The organism is Pannonibacter phragmitetus DSM 14782, from assembly GCF_000382365.1.
Classification (GTDB): domain Bacteria; phylum Pseudomonadota; class Alphaproteobacteria; order Rhizobiales; family Stappiaceae; genus Pannonibacter; species Pannonibacter phragmitetus.
In genome coordinates this window covers 350486-369557 of record NZ_KB908215.1, presented here as the reverse complement: position 1 = coordinate 369557, position 19072 = coordinate 350486, and the positions used below count along the sequence as shown (strand labels likewise).

Here is a 19072-nt window from a genome sequence, read left to right as displayed (position 1 = left end):
ATTTTTTCTCTTTCGGTCCTTGAGTGTCAGAATGGGCTTGCCAGCGCTGTCCGCAAGGGGCGGACGACGGGGGCGCCGGCACTGTCGGTGAGGATTTCCACATCGACGCCATAGGTGCGGCTGATGAGGTCCGCCTTCAGCACCTCGGCGGGGCTGCCTGCGGCTTTCAGTTCTCCGCCGCCGATGAGGATCAGCTGGTCGGCATATTGGGCGGCAAGGCTGAGGTCATGCAGGATCAGGATGCTGATGCGGTTTCGAGCACGGGTCTCGCGGTGGACGATATCCAGCAGCTTCTGCTGATGGTGCATGTCGAGCGCGCTGACCGGCTCGTCCAGCAAGAGGATGCCGGGATCGCGCAGCAGCACCTGCGCAAACAGGGCGAGCTGCCGCTGGCCGCCGCTGAGCGAGAGAATGTCGTGGCTGGCCAGATGCGCAATTCCTGCCGCATCCATGGTGGTGACGGCGGCATGGAGCGTTGCGTCATCCACGTGGAAGGAGAGTTCATCCATACGGCCCAGAAGCACCACTTCCAGCGCGGTGAGGGAGGCCTCCAGGGCAGTGTCCTGCGGCATGTAGCCGATGGCCTTGCGCCACTGGCGCAGGGTTTCGCGGGTGAGTTGCTTCTCGCCATGGGCGATGCGGCCCGTCTGCGGCCAGAACTCGCCGAAGAGCGCGCGCAGCAGCGAGGACTTGCCTGCGCCATTGGGGCCGAGGATGACATGCACCTTGCCCGGCTCAAACCGCAGGGAAAGGTCACGGGCGACGCAGTGCTTGCCCCGGAAGAGGGTGATGTCCTGAAGGATGAGATCGTTCATCGCCGCCGTGCCAGCATGATCCAGAAGAAGAAGGGCACGCCGACCATGGCGGTGACGATGCCGACCGGAAACAACGCGCCGGGAATGACCACCTTGGAGATGACCGAGGCCATGGACAGGAAGGCTGCGCCCGCCACCATCGACATGGGCAGGAAGAAGCGCTGATCCTCGCCCACCAGCAGCCGCGCCACATGCGGGGCGACAAGGCCGACGAAACCGATGATGCCGACGAAGCTGATGGCGGTGGAGGTCATGAGCGCCGTCAGCGTCAGCGTGGTGACGCGCAGATGCGTGAGGTTGACGCCAAGGCTCTGCGCCCGCGCCTCGCCCAGCCTGAGGGCGGTGAGCTTCCAGGCGTCACGGAACAGCAGCGTCACGCAGAAGACGGTGACGCCAAGCGTGACCCAGAGGCTGGTCCAGGTGGTCTTGGTCAGGCTGCCGAACAGCCAGAACAGGATCTGTTGTCCCACTTCCGGCGAAGCGATGAACTGCAGCAGCGACAGAAGCGACTGGAAGAAGAAGAGCAGCGCAATGCCCGCCAGCACCAGCATGGTGGAGGACACCCGCGCAAAGGCCGCAAGGGCGAAGAGGAACGCCGCAGCCAGCATGGAGAACAGGAAGGCACCCAGCGGCACAGCGATGGCCGGATGCAGGCCGAAGCCTCCGGTGAAAATGCTGAAGGCTGCGCCGAGCCCGGCAGCAGCGGCAAGGCCGAGGGTGTAGGGGCTGGCCATGGGGTTGTTCAGAAGGGTCTGGATTTCCGCCCCGCCCGCCCCCAGCGCGCAACCGACAACAAGGGCCATCAGCGCCATCGGCAGGCGCAGGCCGTTGACGATGGTTACCGTCATGCTGTCCGTGCCTTCCAGCCGTAGAAGGCCCGCCAGAACATCGGCAGGGCTGAGCATGGAAGGGCCGGTGCCGATGTCGAGCACCAGCGTCACGCAGCAGAAGAGGGTGAGGCCGAAAAGCAGGCGCCAGCGCCGCCGTTCCCGGTTGCGCTGGCTTGCAATCGCGGTCGCAACATGAGTTGTGCCGGTCACTGGTTTGCGAAGTCCCTGAAAGAGGCAGCTTGCATGCTCGCGCCCGGGAGGTTCATGTCCCGGGCGCTGGCTATGGGAGGGCTTATTCCTTGATGGCGAGGGTGAAAGTGCCCTCGGGAGCCACCGGCAGGTACTTCTTGTAGAAGGCCTTGTAGGTCTCGTCCGGGTTCAGGTCGGTGAAGAGGTCCGGATAGAGCACCTTGGCGAAGAACTGCAGCATGGCTTGGTCGGCCAGGGTGCGGGATGCACCCTGATAGACGCCATAGAAACGCCCGTTCTGCACTGCGGGGAGTTCGTTCCACCCGGCGCGGCTGGTGAAGCCCTTCAGGCGTTCAAGCGCCTCGGCCTTGGTCACGTCCTCGCCCATGAGCATCGACGTCGGATTTTTGCGGGACTCGGTGCCGGAGATCACAATGACGTCCGGCTTGGAGGCCAGCACCTGCTCCGGATTGATCGGGCCCCACCATTCGACGAAGGGGGCTGCGATGTTGTCGCCGCCCGCCGCAGTGGCCATGGCGCCCCACATGTTTTTTCCAAAGGTGAAGCTGTGCTCGGCCGGACCCTTGTTGCCGAACTCAACGTAGATCTTCGGCTGCGGCTTGCCCGCATCGGCGATGCGCTTGGTGATCAGGTCGGCGGTTGCCTTGTACTCACCTGCGATCTGCGCGGCGCGGTCTTCCTCGCCCGTGATCAGGCCGAGGACACGGGCGCTGTCCAGATGGCGTTCCAGCGTCTGGGCGTTGAAATCGACGACAGCAATCGGAATGCCTGCCTCTTCGATGCGGTCAGCGTCAAGGCCGAGACCCTTGTACTGCCAGTCGGCGAGAACAACCATGTCCGGCTTCAACTCCAGAACCTTTTCGACGGAGAAGGTCTGGGCTTCCACTTCGCCCACGTCCGGCAGGGCATCGAGGGAGGGGCGGTGCTTGACGTAACGGGTCCAGGACGCCGGGCGCCAGCCTTCCCAGGCTTCGCGCGAAATGCCGACAACGTTGTCGTAGGAGGCTTCGCCGCCAACGGCCATGAAGTCTTCGAAGTAGAAGCCGAGCAGGACGCGCTTGGACGGCAGGTCCGCCTTGACCTCACGGCCGATCACATCCGTGAAGGTTTTTTCTTCCGCAAAGGCGGTTGTGGTGAGGCTGGTGGCGGCGGCAAGGCCCAGCAGACCCGCGAGGGTGCCGGTTCTCAAGTGCTTGAAAATGCGCATGGACTACTCCCGATTGAGGATGTGTCCGTTTGTCAAACTTGATAAAAATAGTCAACTTTAAAGCCCTCCTGTCCGTAATCCTCCATAGTCTTTTGTGGATCATCCGCTCTCACGCGTCCGTGATTTCAGTTTTGCGGCGCAGTCGGGTCTGAATGGGCGTACCGGCCAGTGACGCGGCCGGCTCTTTTGAGGGAGACTTTGATGCGCAAATATTTTGTGGCTGGCGCTCTGCTGGCCGTAACCCTGACTGCGGCATCGGCTGCCGGTGACCCTGTCGCGACCCGCAAGGCCATCATGCAGTCCGTGGCTGCCAATGCCGGTCTTGCCGGTGCGATGATGAAGGGGGACATGGCTTACAGCCCTGCAGCAGGCAAGGCGGCCATTGCCTCGATGAATGCAGCAGCACATTCCTTTGGTGCGTTCTATCCCGATGGCACACAGAACGCAGCCGGTTCTTCCGCCAGCCCGAAGATTTGGGAAGATTCGGCTGGCTTTGAGGCAGCGCTTGCCAAGTTTGCGGCCGCCACGGGCGCTGCCGCACAGGCCTCCGGCAAGGATGGCCCGGCCGATGTGGAGGCCTTCAAGGCTGCGATGGGGCCGGTCATGGGCAGCTGCAAGGCCTGTCACGAGGTTTACCGGGTGCAGAAGTAAGAGAGCCGTGGAAGGCGTGGTCCGATGCTGAAGAAACTGGCTCTTGCCGGCGCTCTTGTCATGGGAGCGGGTGGATTGGGTTTCTGGGCGCTGACTGCGCCTGCCGCGATTGATCCCGTGCGGCTTGCGGCCCTTCCGGAGGGTAATGCCGGGCGGGGAGAAGTGATGTTCTGGGCAGGAGGCTGCGCCTCCTGCCACGCCGCGCCGGGCGCATCGGGGCTGGACAAGCTGAAGCTGGGCGGCGGCCTGAGGCTGGAAACCCCTTTCGGTGTCTTCGTCGCCCCGAATATCTCACCGGACATTGAAGCGGGCATCGGCAGCTGGGCGCTGCCGGACTTTGCCAATGCGATGCTGGCCGGAATTTCGCCCGAGGGCGAGCATTACTACCCCGCCTTTCCCTACACATCCTATGCCCGCATGAAGGATCAGGACATTTCCGATCTCTTCGCGTTCCTGAAGACGCTGGAGCCGGTGCAGGGCGCCGCGCCCGGCCATGAGCTGGCCTTTCCCTTCACCTTGCGGCGGGGACTGGGACTGTGGAAGCTCATGTATCTCGATCCGGGTCCTGCCACCGTGTTGCAGAGGATCGACGAGCAGCTGCAGCGGGGCCAGTATCTGGTGGAAGGGCCCGGCCACTGCAGCGAATGCCACACGCCCCGCGACATGGCGGGTGGCCTGAAGCTGGATCAGTGGCTTGCGGGCGCAAAGGTGCCCACAGGAGAGGGCACGATCCCCAACATCACCGGCGGAGAGGGTGGTATCGGGGAATGGTCCGCTGCTGACATCGCCTATTATCTCGAAAGCGGCTTCACGCCCTCCTATGACTCCGTTGGCGGGGAAATGGTCGCCGTACAGGAGAACATGGCCCGGCTGACGTCAGAAGACCGGGAGGCCATTGCCGCCTATCTGAAGGCCATTCCCGCCCACGCGCAGGGCCAATAGATGAAAGGCCGCAGTCTTCCGCACTGGCTTGCCCCGATCTGCTGCCGCTAGACTGGCAGCGATTACAGTGGTGCGGAGCAGGGGCATGAGCGGACAGATTGCGGGCAGCAATTTTGAAGAGGCGCTGCGCCTGATGGGGCTTTCGGATATCTCCGAAGCCGGACGCCGCGCCGTTGAACAGGCCCTGCGGCAGATGACCATTCCGGCTGGAACCGAAGTCTTCGCGCCCGGGCAGGCCTGCCCTGGTTGGCTGGTGCTTACCTCGGGCAGCGTCCGCGTGCTGATGACATCCGATACAGGCCGGGAAATCCTCCTGTACCGCGTCGCCCCGGGCGAGAGCTGTGTGCTGACCACATCCTGCCTGCTGGGCGAAGAGCCTTATGCCGCGTCAGGCATCACGGAAACAGCATGCCAGGCCTTCATGATACCGGCCGGAGTTGTGGCACGGCTGCTCGACAGCGAGCCGGTGTTCCGAAGGCGCATCTTTCAGGGGTTCAGCCTGCGTCTCGCCAGCATTCTGCGGAAGATGGAAGACGCCATGTTTCACCGGCTGGATGCCCGGCTGGCCCGGCTGCTGCTTGAACTGGCCGGGGACGGGGCAGCCATTCACCTGACACAGGCTGCGCTTGCCGCAGAAACCGGCAGCGCCCGCGAGGTGATTGCCCGGCTGCTGGGACGCTGGGCCGAGGCGGGCCATATTGCGCAAGGGCGTGGTGAGGTGCGGCTGCTTGACGCTGCGGCGCTTCGCCGGATTGCCAATGCGGGCTGAGCGGGCGAGAAATAAGTGCAACTACGCGGCTGAGCCTCGATTGTGACCATGTCACAGACGGGGCTCTCCGCCGGGGCTAACGTCCTCTGACCGTCCGGATTGTCCGGACAGGCCTTGAGCCAAGGGGACGGGATATGACTGTGAACATGGGAACCCTCGACCGGGCCATCCGCTTTGTGAGTGGCATCGCGCTGATCGGTTTCGCCCTTTTCGGACCAGCTGACATCAGCTGGAAGTGGATTGGCTGGTTCGGCGTCATTCCGGCAGTGGTTGCACTGGTGGGCTGGTGCCCTGCCTATACGCTGTTCGGGATCAAGACCTGCAGGGCAAACTGACCCCCTGCATTGATCCCGCAGACAGAAAGCCGGAGCAGCCCCATGCTCCGGCTTTCTTGCATCTATCGGGAATTTTTACAGCCGCTTGCATTCCCGCGAATAGACGAAGTCGATATAGCCGCCCATCACGTTCAGGAAGGCCTGGCATTCCTGTTCAGTCTTGAAACAGCCTTCGCGGCTGACGGGGCGGGTTTCCCTTGCATCCGGCCAGACCTGGCCACCGATCAGGCCGCGCCAGACACCAGCCGTCTGATTGGCGGCTTTCAGCGGACGGCAGTCATAAGCCGTGCCATAGGTCTCCGGGACGTCCCCCGGCGTGCGGGTCGGTGACAGGAGAAGATGCTCCAGAAAACTGCCCTGCGCCATGGCTGCCGATTGCCCGATCACGAGGACCAGTGCGGCGAGCGTGGATCTCTTCAACATTTTCATGACTTCTCCAAACATGAGGCGGATTGAAGTGTTCCCATCATCACAAATCCGGTGACTGTCTTGCTCTGAACCTTCAACGTGTCAGAGGCTATTGCATTCGCTTAGGGTTGTATCCCTGCAGATCTGCCCCTTGCTGCTTTATGAGGGGAGTTACGTCAGTTGGGAAGACGCATCTCCGGCAGCAGGACTGTGACGCTATCGAATTACGTTACCAAGAACGGAATTGACTTCTGGTTGATTATGTAAAAAATCACGTTATCTGAATTGTTTCGAAACATTTCAGAAATATATCGATGTATAAAATAGCGAAAAAAATTTCGCAAAGCGTTTTATGCTTGTGTAAAACGGAATCTTAACGAGATTTTGTTCATTTACTCCTGGGTTATATAAAAGGAGGGCAAAAATGCTCAAGATTTCCCGCATTGCTGTTGCTGTGATTTCGTCGGCTCTGGCCATGGGTGCTGCTTTCGCGGAAGAGCGCGCCAGCGCCGACGACGCCATGAAGCTGCTCGATAAGGCAGAGGCTCATTTCAAGACCGCTGGTGCCGAGCAGGCTTATGCCGACTTTTCCAGCAAGGACAAAGGCTGGCAGGACCGTGACCTCTATGTCTTCTGCTTCGACAAGGACGGCGTTGCTCTGGCGCATGGTGCCAACGAGAAGCTGATCGGCAAGAACCTGTCCGAGCTGAAGGACGCGGACGGAAACCTGTTCATCGGTGCGATGGTGAAGACTGGCCTTTCCGGTGGCGGCTGGACGGATTACCGCTGGGCCAATCCGGTTTCCAAGAAGATCGAACCGAAGTCATCCTACGCAAAGCCCTTCGCTGACGGCATCTGTGGTGTCGGTATCTACAAGTAACACCAGAGAACTTCTGCAAGGCAGGGCCGGGTTTCCGGCCCTGCTCATGCCTTGACGACTGCCGGGGGAACAATGCGCTGGTTTGCCAATCTGAAACTCTCATCCAAGATCTTCATTACGCCTATTCTTCTCATGCTCGGCCTTGCGGTCGTTTCGGTCATCGCATACCGGGCAATTGGCACGCAGCGCAGCGCAATTGACAGCCTGAACCGGGTGCAGATTTCTGCACTTGCGGACATGGGGCAGGCCAAGGAAATCCTGTCGGAAGCTCAGATGGCGCTTTACGCCCTGCTGCTGACGGCGGTGACCGAGTCTGACGCCGATCGTGTCAGCGTGTTGCTGGCTGAAACCCAGACGGCGATGAAAGGCTTCCTGCCGCGGCTGGAAGCACTGGATCTCAGCGCCATCGGCGACAGCGCCGTGAATGCCAAGCGTGATGACATCATCGCAACTTCAAGAAAATACATTGATTCAGCCACGAGCGCTGTCGACATGGCCGAGATTGATGCGGCGGCGGCCAGCATCGTTTCCGGCGAAGCGATCAAACTGCATGGCCAGCTGCTGCGTGATGTGAATGATCTGAGCACCATGGTCGGCGCCATTCGTGACCGGGCAGCCGCATCCAGTCTTGCTGGTGCCGACCGTGCGATGCAGTTGTTTCTGATCACCGTCGGCGTTGTCGTTCTTGCCGGCGTGCTGGTCAACTGGATCATTTCGCGCATGATTTCCGGCCCGATGGTGCAGATCATCGGTGCCATGACACGCCTTGCCGACGGAGATACCAAGATCGATGTGATGACAGGCGACCGCCGGGATGAAATCGGTCAGATCGGCCGTGCGCTTGAGGTCTTCCGGCAGAAGACGATCGAGGTTGACCGCATGCAGGCCGAGAAGGTGGTGCTTGAGGAGCAGGCAGCTCGTGAAAAGAAGGCGGCCATGGAAGCGCTGGCCGGAGAGTTCGAGGCCCGTCTCATGGGCATCGTGGAAACTGTGGCAAGCTCGTCGCAGCGGATGCAGACGACCGCGCAGTCCCTCTCTCAGGTCGCCGAGCGCACACAGCGGCAGGCAAGCACCGTGGCTCATTCGGCTGAAATGGCCTCCAGCAACGTGCAGACCGCAGCCTCGGCAGCGGAGGAAATGTCTGCCTCCATCGGGGAAATCAACCGTCAGGTGGCTGAAGCCACGCAGATCACCAATCAGGCGGATGCAGAAGCTGCACGTACCAATGAAACGGTGCGCGGACTTGCCGATGCCGGCAGCAAGATTGGCGAGGTCATCGAACTGATCAGCGGCATTGCAGAGCAGACCAACCTGCTGGCGCTGAACGCAACCATCGAGGCTGCGCGTGCCGGGGAGGCTGGCAAGGGCTTTGCCGTCGTGGCGTCCGAGGTGAAGAACCTCGCCAGCCAGACCGCCCGCGCCACGGAAGAAATCGGCGCGCAGATTGCCGGCATGCAGACGGCGACGGGCAGTGCCGTGTCGGCCATTTCGGCGATCGGCGCGACCATTGCCAAGGTGAAGGCCATTTCGGACACGATCTCGACGGCTGTCTCCGAGCAGGGCGTTGCCACGCGCGAGATTGCCATGAGTACCCAGCATGCGGCTGCGGGCACGGCCGAGGTTGGCAACACCATCGGCGAGGTGGCCGATGCGGCCTCGCAGACCGGCACAGCTGCCAAGGAAGTGCTGGATGTGGCGGTGGATCTGTCCCAGCATGCGGCCAATCTGCGCCACCAGGTCGAAGCCTTCCTGCATCAGGTGCGGGCAGCCTGATCTGGGCTGGTGACACAAATTGCGGGGCCGGGCAGTCTTATGGACTGTCCGGCCTTTTTGTTTCGCGGTCAGTTGATCTGCCGCAGCGCCTTGTGGAGGGGCAGGCGGGCTGCGGTCAGGGCGGGGAGGGCGCCGCCTGCAAGGCCGAGGGCGAGGCCGAGGAGGCCGCAGGTGAGCATCACGTGGCTATCGACGGAAAGTTCAAAGGCAAGGCGGGTGTTCCCGGCGGCAGACGTGCTGGCCTGCCAGCCGTTGAAGGCAAGCCATGAGCCGTAGATGCCGATGGCGGTGCCCAGACCTGCAAGGCAGATGGCCTCGATCCAGACTGCAAGAAAGGCGGGCAGACGGGCAAAACCGAGGGCCCGCAGCGTGGCGATTTCGCCGGAGCGGCTCGAGACGGCGCTGAACATGGTGTTGAGGACGCCTGCCGCCGCCCCCAGCGCCATCAGCCCGGCAACAGGCCAGCCGAACAGGCGGATGAGATCTGCCGTGCGGGCCGACTGGCCGGAATAGAGCTGTGCTTCGGTGAGGGCCGTGAGTGCTGGTCCGGGCAGAGAGGAGAGCTTTTCCTGCAAGGGTGCGAGGCCGCCCGGCTCCTTCAGCAGAAGCCGCAGGCTTTGGACATCTCCCGGGCGGTTGAAGGCGGCCTGCATGGCTTCAAGGCTGGTCCAGAGTTCCGATTCAAAGGCGCTGCCGCCTGCGCTGAACAGTCCGGTGACGGTCCATTCCATACCGGACAGCCTGATCTTGCTGCCCGGCGCGATACCGGACATGCTGCGGGCGAGACTTTCGCCTGCCACCAGCTCCCGCGCGCCGGGCGAGAACATCCGGCCTGCGGTCAGCCTCACATCCGGCCGGGCTGGAAGGCCTTCAACATCCATGCCGCGCAGGGCAAGGGTGGCTTCCTGGCCGTCCGGCCGCGTCAGGCTGGCAGGCATGACCAGTTCGCGCGAGACAAGCGGTGTGCTGGATGGCGTCCTGCTGATGCCGAAATCATCCCGCGATGCAAGCAGCGTGCGGATAGCACCGGCGGAGATGCTGGAGCCGGTTTCCTGCGCCTGCGTGCCGCCGAGAACCACGGCGGTCAGCGGTGAGCCGGTGCCCTTGAGCGTTTTCTCGAAACCGGCGGCCATGGCGAGAAATCCGGCAAGAACGCTGACGGCAAGCGCGGCTGAGAGCACCATGGAGAGGGCGAGCGCTGCCCGGCGCGGCAGGCTGAGGAGGCTTGTCTGCAAGAGGACGCGGGTCTGGCGGATGAGGGAGGCTGTGGCTGACATGGGTTACCTCGTGCGGAAGGCGGCAATGACTGGGATGTGCATGGCGCTCCAGGCGGGAAGAAGGCCGGTGAGAAGGGCAAGGCCTGCCATGAGCAGAAGCGCTTCGCCGATGACGGTACCGGTGAGCGCCAGCCCCAGAACGGGTGGGCCGAACAAGGCAGAAAGGCCGGTGAGGCCGAGGCCAATGGCGCCGCCAAGGGCAAAGATGAAGCCTGTCTCGCCAAGGATCAGCAGGGCGATACGCGAAGGCGAAACCCCGAGAGCCTTCAGCACGCCGGTCTCGAACCGGCGCTCGCGCACGGCAAAGACCATGGTGTTGGTGATGATCATCAAGAGGGTGATGAAGGCTGCGGAGGTGACGAGGCTGGTGATCAGCTTCACATCGGCGAACTGGCGCAGGAAGGCTTCCAGAAACTGCTTTTCCGACTGGGTTCGGGTTGGCGCAGGCGAGTTGGCGAATTGCGCGTCAATCGCGGCGGCCAGCGCGCTGGCGCTGGTATCCGGTCTGGGGCGGATGGCGAAGACATCGGCGGTATCGGTGCCGCCGGCGCGCAGGGCATTGATGTAATCGTACTGGGCAATCGCAAAATAGGTGTCCGTGCTGGCCGATGCGCCGTCGAAGATTCCCGCGATCCGGAAGCGCCAGATCCGGCTGCCATCCTTCTGCGCCATGGCGAAGGCGGTGACGGCAACGCTGTCCCCCACGGCCCAGCCTTGCGCCTGCGCCAGAGCGCGGCCCGCCAGAAGGTTGCCGCGGCTCTCGCTGAGGCTGGCGGTGAGGGCAGGCGTCAGCCCCAGCTCCGGTCCGTTGACGGCGGCGGCACGGGTGGGATCTACTGCCGCGACCGCGATGACATTCGTTTCCCGGTCCAGAAAGCCGCGCAGGCGGGCCACATGGGAGACGGCCGCAACGCCGGGTTCTGCCTCCAGCCGTGGCAGGTAGGAGAGCGGCAGCGGCTGGGCGGGGCCGGCGGCGGACATGACGCCGAGGAGGTCGTCACTCGCCGCCGAACTGCCCTGCGAGCCAGCCAGAAAGCTGGCGGTGAGGCCGTGGATCAGGAAGGCGATGGCCACGCTGAAGACGAGCAGGGCAAGGCGCAGCGGCTTGCGGGCGGCGTTCTTGCGGGCAAGGCGGAGCCAGGTCATCACGCGGCCCTCCGCTCTTCAAGGAAGCTGCCCTTGTCGAGATGCAGGGTCCGCCTTGCGCTGGCAGCGGCCAGAGGATCATGGGTGACCATGACGATGGTCTTGCCCAGTTCCGCATTCAGCACGCGCAGCATGGCCAGAACGTCATCGGCGGATTTGCGGTCGAGGTCGCCGGTGGGTTCGTCGCAGAGGATCAGCCCCGGATCGGAGACGATGGCGCGGGCAATGCCGGTACGCTGCTGCTGGCCGCCCGAAAGCTGGGAGGGCCGGTGGCGGGCGTGGCCGGACAGGCCCACGAGCTCCAGCACCCTCATCACCAGCTCACGCCGCTGGCGGGCAGAGAGTGGCTTCAACAGAAGCGGCAGCTCCACATTCTCCGCCACTGTGAGCATGGGCAGCAGATTGTAGAACTGGAAGACGATGCCGAGATGATGCGCCCGCCAGCTGGTGCGGGCGGCTTCGCCCATCTGGTCCAGCCGGGCCCGGCCAATGCGGATTTCGCCCCGGTCGGGATGATCTATGCCAGCCAGAAGGTTGAGCAAGGTGGACTTGCCGGAGCCGGAGGGGCCCATGATCGCGGCAAAATCCCCCTTCGGAAAGGTGAGGTTGAGCCCGGAGAACACCGGCAGCGTGCTGCTGCCGGAACGGTAGGACTTTTCAAGGCCCGTGAGAGTGATGAAAGCCGTCTCATCCTGTGGTGCTGGCTGTGTCATCGGGGTGTCGCTCCTGCTGTCTGTGTGGTGGAGGGAAGGCTGATGCGGATGCGCGCGGCCATGCCGGGGCGCAGGGTGATTGGCGACTCGAGCGGGGTGAAACGCAGGCTGAAGGTGCCTTTGGCCGGATTCGCCTCGGGCGCAGTCAGTGACAGGCGCACGGGGAACGGCGCGCCGGGGGCAGCGTCAAGCTCCGCCTCAGCCAGAAGGCCGGGCACGAGACCGGCGATGCTGCGCTCGGCCACATCCGCCTCGATGACGAGGCTGTCCATGCGGGTGAGGGTAAGCAGGCTATCCGCTTCACGGATGCCGTCGGCGCGATCGAGGACCATGGCGCCGGGGCGTGCGTTGAGTTGCGTGATGGTTCCGGCAAAGGGCGCAAGGATGGTGAGGGATGCGACCCGTTCGGCGGCGATGGCAGCAGCAACCCGGGCTTCTGTGATGCCCGCTTCCGCCAGCTCGACGGCATTGGCGGCAGTCCTTGCGGCTGTGCCGGCTGTTTCCAGCGCGCTTTGGGACAGGCTGCCGCGTGCGGCCAGAGCTTCGGCGCGGCGAAGGTCTGCGCTGGCCTGCGCAAGGGTGATCTGGCGGGAGGTGAGGGTTATTTCCGCCGTGCGCAGCCTGGCCCTGGCCTGATCCAGCGCAAGGCTGGCGGCCGGCTCCTTGAGCACGGCCAGCACAGCGCCTTCCTGAACTTCAGACCCCAGCGTGACATTGACGTTTTCGATCCGCCCTTCATAACGGGCGAAGACGGGGACAGACTGAAGCGCGGTGACATGGCCCGAGCCGGTTATCTCCCGTGCTGCCAGCGGGGCAGGTGGGGGAGCAGGCGGTGGCGGGGGTACCTGCTGCAAGGGAACAGATGTTCCGGCGGTCTCTGGTGCCGTGCCAACAAGCACGGCTGCCGTCAGGGCGAGGGCGGCGCTGCCAAGGCCAATCAGCAGAAGCCATCTGAAGGCGGGACGGGGCGCGGGCTGCGTCTCATCTCTTGTTGTCACGGGATCGGGGAGGGAGAGAGACCGCAGCGTCCCGGCGAGCTGGCGGTTCTGGTCTGTCAGGGTTGTCATGGACCCAGACTGGCGGCGCCAAGCCATCGGCTCGACCTTGAACACGATCAGGGAGGGTGCAGATCGCGATCGAGGACCTGAAAGGAGAGTTTCAGGCCGCGCCGGACTTCTGCTGGCGCCACTCCACCGGGCTCAGGCCGGTTACGCGGCGGAACTCGCGGTTGAAGTTGGATTTGGTCTGAAACCCGGCCTCGAACATGATGGCGGTCACCGGCTTGTCCGTGCTTTGGAGCAGGTGGCAGGCCTCCGCGATGCGGAACTCGTTGACATATTGTGAGACGTTCTTGCCGGTGGTGCGGTTGATTGCGCCGGAGATCTGCCGGGCCGGGATGCCCGCACGCCGGGCCAGCCTGTCCAGAGTGAGATTGGCGTCCCGGTAAAGCGTGCGGGCCTGCATCAGCGCTTCGATGTTTGCCATCACCTCACGGTCGGCAGCGGCGGTGTCTGCGGCGGGTTCTGCCGCTTCGGGAGCCGGGGTTTCATCCGGAAGGCCTCTGTCTGCAGCGGGGGACTCACCAGGCGTGCGGCTGGCGGCGGAAGCTGCGATGGCGAGAACGATCAGCACGCCGATGTTGCCGCCGGTGATGACGCCAAGCGCATGCCGGCCATCAAGCCAGACGAAATCCAGGGCAAGGTAGATATCTACCAGCGCGGACAGGATCAGTCCGGCAGCGGCAAAGAGTATAGCCTTGTGGGCGCGGGCGGCATCCTCGAAGGCGACAAGCCGCAGGGCATCCGTGCCCTGGCGCATGAGCCGCAGGATAGCGGCCGCATAGCCGAGAAAGATGGTCACCAGCGTGACATCGATGGCCATGGGCAGGACGGCGAGCATCAGCGCCACAAGCACCGCCGGAGTGCTGTGCAGGACAAGGCGCTGGAAGAGGGGAAGCGTGCTCTGGCGCACCAGCCGGGCGACGCCGCAATAGGCCAGTGGCGGCACCAGCGCGGCGGTGACGGGCAGGACATGCATGATGGCGGTGAGGCCATAGCCCCAGCGCAGGCCAATCAGGATGGATTGCACGGCCGCGAGCAGGATCAGGGCCAGAAAGGGCCGGTTCCGGCCTTCCCCTGCGGACCGGCGCAGCGACCCGGCGAAGAGCATCAGCAGCACCATGGCTGCGGCAAAGGGGAAGGGGATGAAGAGCATGGAGGAGATCACGCGGGTGCAGGTTGAACCCGCACTATGCCCGCCTCAGCCGATAAATTCGACCTGAAACACGTTTGAGGTCAGCTGTCTCCTTGCTACAGCGGTCCGCTTTCTTGATGGCTCAATTGGCTCGTATAACTGCCGGTAAGTTTTATTTGTGGACGGGGGTGGGTTAGGCGGGGGTTTGAATTTATTGGGAAATTATAATTTCCTTTTTGCCGAATTGTTTCTTGATTGAATTACGTTGTTCTAGTTTCATTGTTAAAAATGACAATTAGTATATTTGGTATTTTCATGTGGGCTAAAGAAAAAATAAACTCGTTTCATGAGATGCTGGCCAGGGAAGCATCATAACTGGATGCCGGGAAGAACAGTATTGGGAGATCGCAATGAACTATCGCCGTCTGATGGCACTCGCCGTGTTCGCAGGCCTTTCGGTAACTCCGTTTGCGGCTCATGCTGCTGAACGCGGCACTCCAGAGGAGGCACAGGCACTGTTGACGAAGGCCAAGGCGCATTTCGACTCCGCCGGCATGGAGCAGGCGTTCAAGGATTTTGCAACGCCGGGCGGTGAGTGGCATGACCGCGATCTTTACGTCTTCTGCCTTGATGCCACTGGTGTGATGCGCACGCATGGTGTGAATGCGAAGCTTGTCGGCCAGAACCTGGCGGGCCTGAAAGATGCGGACGGCAAGCTGTTCACCATGGACATCATCAATGCCGGCATGAAGGGCAGCGGCTGGGCCGACTATCAGTGGTCCAATCCTTCTACCAAGAAGATTGAGCCGAAAAGCTCTTATGTCGAGAAATTCGCTGACGATCTCGTGTGTGCGGTCGGCATCTACAAGTGAGAACCGGCCGGGTTAAACCTGGCATGCGAATAGGACAGGAAGCCGGTGCATGAGAAGATGGCACCGGCTTTTTGTCCCAACCGGCAAGGCACATCATGAACTGGTTCAAGAATCTCACGCTGTCGAAAAAAATGTTTGTCACCCCGGTCATTCTTCTGATCGGCCTGGGTATCGTTTCGCTTATCTCCTTCAATGCCATTGATCAGCAGCGCAGCGCGATCCAGAATCTCAATGAGGTACAGATCAAGGCTCTCTCGGATGTCAGTGAGGCGAAGGACAGGCTTGCTCAGGCGCAGTTGCAGCTTTATGCGCTGATGACGGTTGCCGTGAACGAATCCGACATGATGCGGATCCAGAAGGCGAACGAGGAGACGGCAGCAGTCTTCAAGACGCTTGAGCCGGCCTTGCAGCAACTTGATTTTTCGGCCGTTGGGAATGCTCAGGTCAACCAGGCGCGCGATGTTTTCGTTGGTGCCATCGCAGATTACGTCAAGGCTGCGATTTCCGCAGCGGACATGGCTTCACTTGATGTCGCCGCAGCCAGTATCATGATGAATGATGCCATCGGCAGGCATGCAGAGCTTCTGCAGGCTCTCAATACGTTGAGTGACGACATTGGCGCCATCCGGCATCAGGCTACCCAATCGACTCTGGCAGGAGCCAATCAGGCCCTGCAACTGTTTCTGATTACGGTCGCCTGCGTGACTGTGGCTGGTCTCCTGTTGAACTGGATCATCTCCCGAATGATCTCTGGCCCGATTGTCAGGATCATCCGCTCGATGGCAGAACTGGCAGGCGGGCGAACGGATATTGCCATTGAGCGCATGGACCGGAGAGACGAGATTGGCCAGATGGTCGAGGCGCTGGGGGTCTTTCGCGGCAACATGCTGGAAGTGGAGCGCATGCAGGCCGAGAGGTTTGAGCGCGAGCGTCAGGCCGGAGAGGAAAAGCGCCGGGCTCAGGAGGCTCTTGCTGCCGATTTCGAGCATCGCCTGATGGGGATCATTTCCAATATCGCAGTTTCCTCGCAGCGAATGCAGTCTACCGCACAATCACTCTCGGCTGTTGCGGAACAGACCACCAATCAAGCGAGCGAAGTGGCGAACTCGGCCGAAATGGCTTCCGGCAGCGTGCAGACGGCTGCTTCCGCAGCTGAGGAAATGTCGGCGTCGATTTTCGAGATTACCCGTCAGGTGAGCGAAGCGGCGCAGATATCGAACCAGGCCAACTCGGAAGCAATCCGTACCAACGAGACAGTGCGCGGACTGGCCGATGCAGGCAGCAAGATCGGTGAGGTCATTGAACTCATTCGCGGAATCGCAGAACAGACCAATCTGCTGGCCCTGAATGCCACCATCGAGGCCGCCCGTGCGGGGGAAGCGGGCAGGGGCTTTGCCGTTGTCGCTTCCGAGGTGAAGAACCTTGCCACTCAGACGGCGCGTGCGACGGAAGAAATCGGCGCCCAGATTGCCGGAATGCAGTCGGTGACTGGTGATGCGGTCAATGCCATCAGTTCGATTGCGTCCACGATTACAAGGGTCAAGGTGATCTCCGACACCATTGCTTCGGCTGTTTCCGAACAGGGCGCGGCAACGCGGGAAATCGCCATTAGCACCCAGCGGGCCGCACAGGGCACGACGGAGGTCGGGCATACCATTACGGGTGTTGCGAAGGCTGCTTCCCAGACCGGCGTTGCGGCCACTGACGTTTTGCGCGTGGCGGGCGAACTGTCGCAGCATTCGGAAAGCCTGCAGACACAGGTAGATGCCTTCCTGAACCAGATCCGCGCTGCCTGAGCGGCTTGCATTCAGCGTCTTGAAACGGCAAAGGCCGCGGAGATCATCCGCGGCCTTTGACATGTCTTGTTTTCTCAGGCCCTGCCGGTCAGCATCAGGGCGAAGGCCTGGACGAGGGCGACTTCCTTGAGGCGGTCGAAGCGGCCGGAGGCGCCGCCGTGGCCGGCGTCCATGTTGGTCTTCAGCATCAGCAGGCTGTCACCGGTCTTGCGCTCGCGCAGGCGCGCAACCCACTTGGCCGGTTCCCAATAGGTGACGCGCGGGTCCGTCAGGCCGCCGACGGCGAGAATGGCCGGATAGTCCTTCGCCGCCACGTTGTCATAGGGCGAGTAGGAGGCGATCAGGTCATAGGCCTCGCGCGAGGCAACCGGGTTGCCCCACTCCGGCCATTCCGGCGGGGTGAGGGGCAGGGTGTCGTCGAGCATGGTGTTCAGCACATCGACAAAGGGCACTTCGGCGATGATGCCGCCGAATTTCTCCGGCGCCATGTTGGCGACCGCCCCCATCAGCATGCCACCGGCAGAACCGCCCTGCGCGACGATGCGGTCATGGGCGGTGAAGCCCTCCTTCACCAGATGCACCGCTGCGGCGATGAAGTCGGTGAAGGTGCTGGTCTTGAACTCGCGGCGGCCCTTCTTGTACCAGGCGTAGCCCTTGTCTTTGCCGCCGCGGATGTGGGCGATGGCATAGACGAAGCCCCGGTCCACCAGCGACAGGCTGGTGGTGCTGAAGCTGGCCGGGATGGAGATGCCGTAGGAGCCGTAGCCATAGAGCAGGCAGGGCGCGGAGCCGTCCAGCGGCGTGTCCTTGCGGTAGAGGATCGACACGGGCACCAGTTCACCGTCCGGGGCAGGAGCCATAAGGCGGCGGGTGATGTAGTCGTCCGGATTGTGGCCGGAGGGCACTTCCTGCTCCTTGCGCAGGGTGCGCTGGCGCGTTTCCACGTCGTAGTCATAGACCCGCGCGGGCGTGGTCATCGACGAGTAGGTGAAGCGGATGATGTTCGTATCGAACTCGTAGCCATCGGCAAGGCCCAGCGAATAGGCTTCCTCGGCAAAGGCAATCGGGTGTTCGAGGTGATCCGCCAGCCGGTGGATGATGATGCGCGGCAGGCCCTCGGCCCGCTCCAGCCGCACCATGAAGTCCTTGTAGAGCGTGTGCGACAGGATCAGCCGGCCAGCCTCATGGGCGATGAAGTCGCGCCAGTTCTCCCGGCCAGGCGTCTCCACCGGAGCGGTGACGATCTTGAAGTCCTCGGCATCATCCGCATTGGTGAGGATATAGAAGGTGCCGCCGTTTTCTTCGACCGAATATTCGATGCCGGTTTCGCGCGCCGCGATCAGGCGCGGGGCGGCGAGCGGCTGGTCTGCCGGAATGACGTGGACTTCCGAGGTCTCGTGATCGTGGATGTCGATCAGGATATGGCTGTCCGACTGGGTCTTGCCGACGCCCATGAAAAAGCCTGCGTCCTCTTCCTCGAAAACCAGCACGTCCGTGGCCGGATCGGTGCCGATCTCGTGGCGGAAGAGCTTGGACGGGCGGTGGTTCGCGTCAAGGCGCACGTAGAACAGATAACGCCCGCATGCGGAGAAGACGCCGCCGCCAGCGGTGTCCTCGATCCGGGTGGGCAGGTCCTTGCCGGTGGCCAGATCGCGGATGAGCAGGGTGAAGAACTCCGAGCCCTTGTCGTCAAAGGCCCAGGCCAGCCGGTCGTGGGCGGGCGAGTGCATGGCACCGGCCATGCGGAAATAGGCCTTGCCTTCGGCTTCCTTGTCGCCATCGACGAGGACCTCCTGCGCGCCGCCGCCAAGAGGCGTGCGCACAAGGCGCGGATGCTGGCCGCCGGTGACGTAGCCCACGCCATATTCGAACGGGCCGTCCGGCATCGGCACGGAACTGTCGTCTTCCTTGATCCGGGCTTTCATCTCGGCAAAGAGCTTGTCCTGAAGCTCTTTCGTGGGCGCCATGACCGTTTCCAGATAGGCGTTTTCCGCCTCCAGATAGGCGCGGATATCCGGCGCCAGCACGGACGGATCACGCATCACGTCCTGCCAGTTTTCGGCCCTCAGCCAGGCGAATTCGTCCTGGCGGGTGATGCCGTGAGCTTCAAGGGTGAGGGAGCGCGCTTCGGCGCGGGGGGGAAGTGTCTGTGTCATGGCGGGGAGGTAGGGCTTTTCAGGAAAGGTAGCAAGGGTATGAACCTGATTCCGACACTACCGCATGGATGAAATGGCCGCAGCATCTTCGCTGGCACG

At 62.5% G+C, this 19072-nt stretch carries 18 protein-coding genes; 8 read left to right on the top strand and 10 right to left on the bottom strand.

The annotated features are described in order from the left end of the window. Window positions 1-26 precede the first annotated feature (26 nt). The 3 genes from H163_RS0101745 to H163_RS0101735 all read right to left on the bottom strand — a co-directional run bounded on the left by H163_RS0101745 (window position 27) and on the right by H163_RS0101735 (window position 3062). Window positions 27-815: an ABC transporter ATP-binding protein gene (locus tag H163_RS0101745; protein ID WP_019962816.1), complete on the bottom strand. Its 789-nt coding sequence runs from the start codon at window positions 813-815 to the stop codon at window positions 27-29. Next, on the bottom strand, window positions 812-1855 hold the full coding sequence (locus H163_RS0101740; protein WP_019962815.1) for a FecCD family ABC transporter permease: 1044 nt from the start codon (window positions 1853-1855) through the stop codon (window positions 812-814). Before H163_RS0101740 ends, H163_RS0101745 begins: the two co-directional genes overlap by 4 nt. A gap of 82 nt (window positions 1856-1937) precedes the next feature. Further along, on the bottom strand, window positions 1938-3062 hold the full coding sequence (locus H163_RS0101735; RefSeq protein ID WP_019962814.1) for an ABC transporter substrate-binding protein: 1125 nt from the start codon (window positions 3060-3062) through the stop codon (window positions 1938-1940). A 201-nt stretch (window positions 3063-3263) separates the two neighbouring features. Here H163_RS0101735 and H163_RS0101730 point away from each other — a divergent pair, with 201 nt between their 5' ends. The 4 genes from H163_RS0101730 to H163_RS0101715 all read left to right on the top strand — a co-directional run bounded on the left by H163_RS0101730 (window position 3264) and on the right by H163_RS0101715 (window position 5759). After that, window positions 3264-3713, top strand: a complete 450-nt coding sequence (locus H163_RS0101730) for a c-type cytochrome (protein WP_019962813.1) — start codon at window positions 3264-3266, stop codon at window positions 3711-3713. 24 nt (window positions 3714-3737) lie between these two features. Then, on the top strand, window positions 3738-4655 hold the full coding sequence (locus tag H163_RS0101725; protein ID WP_040677766.1) for a c-type cytochrome: 918 nt from the start codon (window positions 3738-3740) through the stop codon (window positions 4653-4655). 85 nt (window positions 4656-4740) lie between these two features. Next, window positions 4741-5424 (top strand): Crp/Fnr family transcriptional regulator, encoded by a 684-nt coding sequence (locus tag H163_RS0101720; RefSeq protein ID WP_019962811.1) that lies wholly within the window; start codon window positions 4741-4743, stop codon window positions 5422-5424. A gap of 134 nt (window positions 5425-5558) precedes the next feature. Then, window positions 5559-5759, top strand: coding sequence for a YgaP family membrane protein (locus H163_RS0101715; RefSeq protein ID WP_019962810.1), 201 nt, complete (start codon window positions 5559-5561; stop codon window positions 5757-5759). Between the two features lie 75 nt (window positions 5760-5834). Here H163_RS0101715 and H163_RS0101710 read toward each other — a convergent pair whose 3' ends face one another. After that, window positions 5835-6182, bottom strand: a complete 348-nt coding sequence (locus tag H163_RS0101710) for a hypothetical protein (protein ID WP_147290401.1) — start codon at window positions 6180-6182, stop codon at window positions 5835-5837. A gap of 409 nt (window positions 6183-6591) precedes the next feature. Between H163_RS0101710 and H163_RS0101705 the strand changes: the two genes are divergently transcribed. Together H163_RS0101705 and H163_RS0101700 are read left to right on the top strand one after the other, a co-directional pair. Next, window positions 6592-7047, top strand: coding sequence for a cache domain-containing protein (locus H163_RS0101705; protein ID WP_019962808.1), 456 nt, complete (start codon window positions 6592-6594; stop codon window positions 7045-7047). A 72-nt stretch (window positions 7048-7119) separates the two neighbouring features. Next, window positions 7120-8820 carry a methyl-accepting chemotaxis protein gene (locus H163_RS0101700; RefSeq protein ID WP_019962807.1) on the top strand — a complete coding sequence of 567 codons (1701 nt, stop codon included), beginning with the start codon at window positions 7120-7122 and terminating at the stop codon, window positions 8818-8820. A 68-nt stretch (window positions 8821-8888) separates the two neighbouring features. Here H163_RS0101700 and H163_RS0101695 read toward each other — a convergent pair whose 3' ends face one another. The 5 genes from H163_RS0101695 to H163_RS0101675 form a co-directional block, all read right to left on the bottom strand. Further along, window positions 8889-10097, bottom strand: coding sequence for an ABC transporter permease (locus H163_RS0101695; protein WP_019962806.1), 1209 nt, complete (start codon window positions 10095-10097; stop codon window positions 8889-8891). Between the two features lie 3 nt (window positions 10098-10100). Then, window positions 10101-11243, bottom strand: a complete 1143-nt coding sequence (locus H163_RS0101690; RefSeq protein WP_019962805.1) for an ABC transporter permease — start codon at window positions 11241-11243, stop codon at window positions 10101-10103. Next, window positions 11243-11956, bottom strand: coding sequence for an ABC transporter ATP-binding protein (locus H163_RS0101685; RefSeq protein WP_019962804.1), 714 nt, complete (start codon window positions 11954-11956; stop codon window positions 11243-11245). Before H163_RS0101685 ends, H163_RS0101690 begins: the two co-directional genes overlap by 1 nt. Further along, the gene (locus H163_RS21950) at window positions 11953-13023 is read right to left on the bottom strand and encodes an efflux RND transporter periplasmic adaptor subunit (RefSeq protein WP_160118252.1); all 1071 of its coding nucleotides are present in this window, start codon (window positions 13021-13023) and stop codon (window positions 11953-11955) included. The genes H163_RS0101685 and H163_RS21950 overlap by 4 nt, the downstream gene beginning before the upstream one ends. A 91-nt stretch (window positions 13024-13114) precedes the next feature. After that, window positions 13115-14170 (bottom strand): helix-turn-helix domain-containing protein, encoded by a 1056-nt coding sequence (locus tag H163_RS0101675; RefSeq protein ID WP_040677947.1) that lies wholly within the window; start codon window positions 14168-14170, stop codon window positions 13115-13117. Between the two features lie 389 nt (window positions 14171-14559). Between H163_RS0101675 and H163_RS0101670 the strand changes: the two genes are divergently transcribed. Both H163_RS0101670 and H163_RS0101665 read left to right on the top strand, forming a co-directional pair. Then, window positions 14560-15021 (top strand): cache domain-containing protein, encoded by a 462-nt coding sequence (locus tag H163_RS0101670; RefSeq protein ID WP_019962801.1) that lies wholly within the window; start codon window positions 14560-14562, stop codon window positions 15019-15021. A 95-nt stretch (window positions 15022-15116) separates the two neighbouring features. Next, window positions 15117-16817, top strand: a complete 1701-nt coding sequence (locus H163_RS0101665; protein WP_019962800.1) for a methyl-accepting chemotaxis protein — start codon at window positions 15117-15119, stop codon at window positions 16815-16817. 74 nt (window positions 16818-16891) lie between these two features. On the opposite strand, the gene H163_RS0101660 is transcribed toward H163_RS0101665, so the two are convergent. Further along, on the bottom strand, window positions 16892-18973 hold the full coding sequence (locus H163_RS0101660) for a S9 family peptidase (protein ID WP_019962799.1): 2082 nt from the start codon (window positions 18971-18973) through the stop codon (window positions 16892-16894). Window positions 18974-19072 lie beyond the last annotated feature (99 nt).

Bases quoted from the DNA above. Each gene is read 5' to 3' on its own strand.
- H163_RS0101745 (WP_019962816.1), bottom strand. From the start codon at position 815: ATGAACGATCTCATCCTTCAGGACATCACCCTCTTCCGGGGCAAGCAC.
- H163_RS0101735 (WP_019962814.1), bottom strand. From the start codon at position 3,062: ATGCGCATTTTCAAGCACTTGAGAACCGGCACCCTCGCGGGTCTGCTG.
- H163_RS0101730 (WP_019962813.1), top strand. From the start codon at position 3,264: ATGCGCAAATATTTTGTGGCTGGCGCTCTGCTGGCCGTAACCCTGACT.
- H163_RS0101725 (WP_040677766.1), top strand. From the start codon at position 3,738: ATGCTGAAGAAACTGGCTCTTGCCGGCGCTCTTGTCATGGGAGCGGGT.
- H163_RS0101720 (WP_019962811.1), top strand. From the start codon at position 4,741: ATGAGCGGACAGATTGCGGGCAGCAATTTTGAAGAGGCGCTGCGCCTG.
- H163_RS0101715 (WP_019962810.1), top strand. From the start codon at position 5,559: ATGACTGTGAACATGGGAACCCTCGACCGGGCCATCCGCTTTGTGAGT.
- H163_RS0101710 (WP_147290401.1), bottom strand. From the start codon at position 6,182: ATGTTGAAGAGATCCACGCTCGCCGCACTGGTCCTCGTGATCGGGCAA.
- H163_RS0101705 (WP_019962808.1), top strand. From the start codon at position 6,592: ATGCTCAAGATTTCCCGCATTGCTGTTGCTGTGATTTCGTCGGCTCTG.
- H163_RS0101700 (WP_019962807.1), top strand. From the start codon at position 7,120: ATGCGCTGGTTTGCCAATCTGAAACTCTCATCCAAGATCTTCATTACG.
- H163_RS0101695 (WP_019962806.1), bottom strand. From the start codon at position 10,097: ATGTCAGCCACAGCCTCCCTCATCCGCCAGACCCGCGTCCTCTTGCAG.
- H163_RS0101690 (WP_019962805.1), bottom strand. From the start codon at position 11,243: ATGACCTGGCTCCGCCTTGCCCGCAAGAACGCCGCCCGCAAGCCGCTG.
- H163_RS0101685 (WP_019962804.1), bottom strand. From the start codon at position 11,956: ATGACACAGCCAGCACCACAGGATGAGACGGCTTTCATCACTCTCACG.
- H163_RS21950 (WP_160118252.1), bottom strand. From the start codon at position 13,023: ATGACAACCCTGACAGACCAGAACCGCCAGCTCGCCGGGACGCTGCGG.
- H163_RS0101675 (WP_040677947.1), bottom strand. From the start codon at position 14,170: ATGCTCTTCATCCCCTTCCCCTTTGCCGCAGCCATGGTGCTGCTGATG.
- H163_RS0101670 (WP_019962801.1), top strand. From the start codon at position 14,560: ATGAACTATCGCCGTCTGATGGCACTCGCCGTGTTCGCAGGCCTTTCG.
- H163_RS0101665 (WP_019962800.1), top strand. From the start codon at position 15,117: ATGAACTGGTTCAAGAATCTCACGCTGTCGAAAAAAATGTTTGTCACC.
- H163_RS0101660 (WP_019962799.1), bottom strand. From the start codon at position 18,973: ATGACACAGACACTTCCCCCCCGCGCCGAAGCGCGCTCCCTCACCCTT.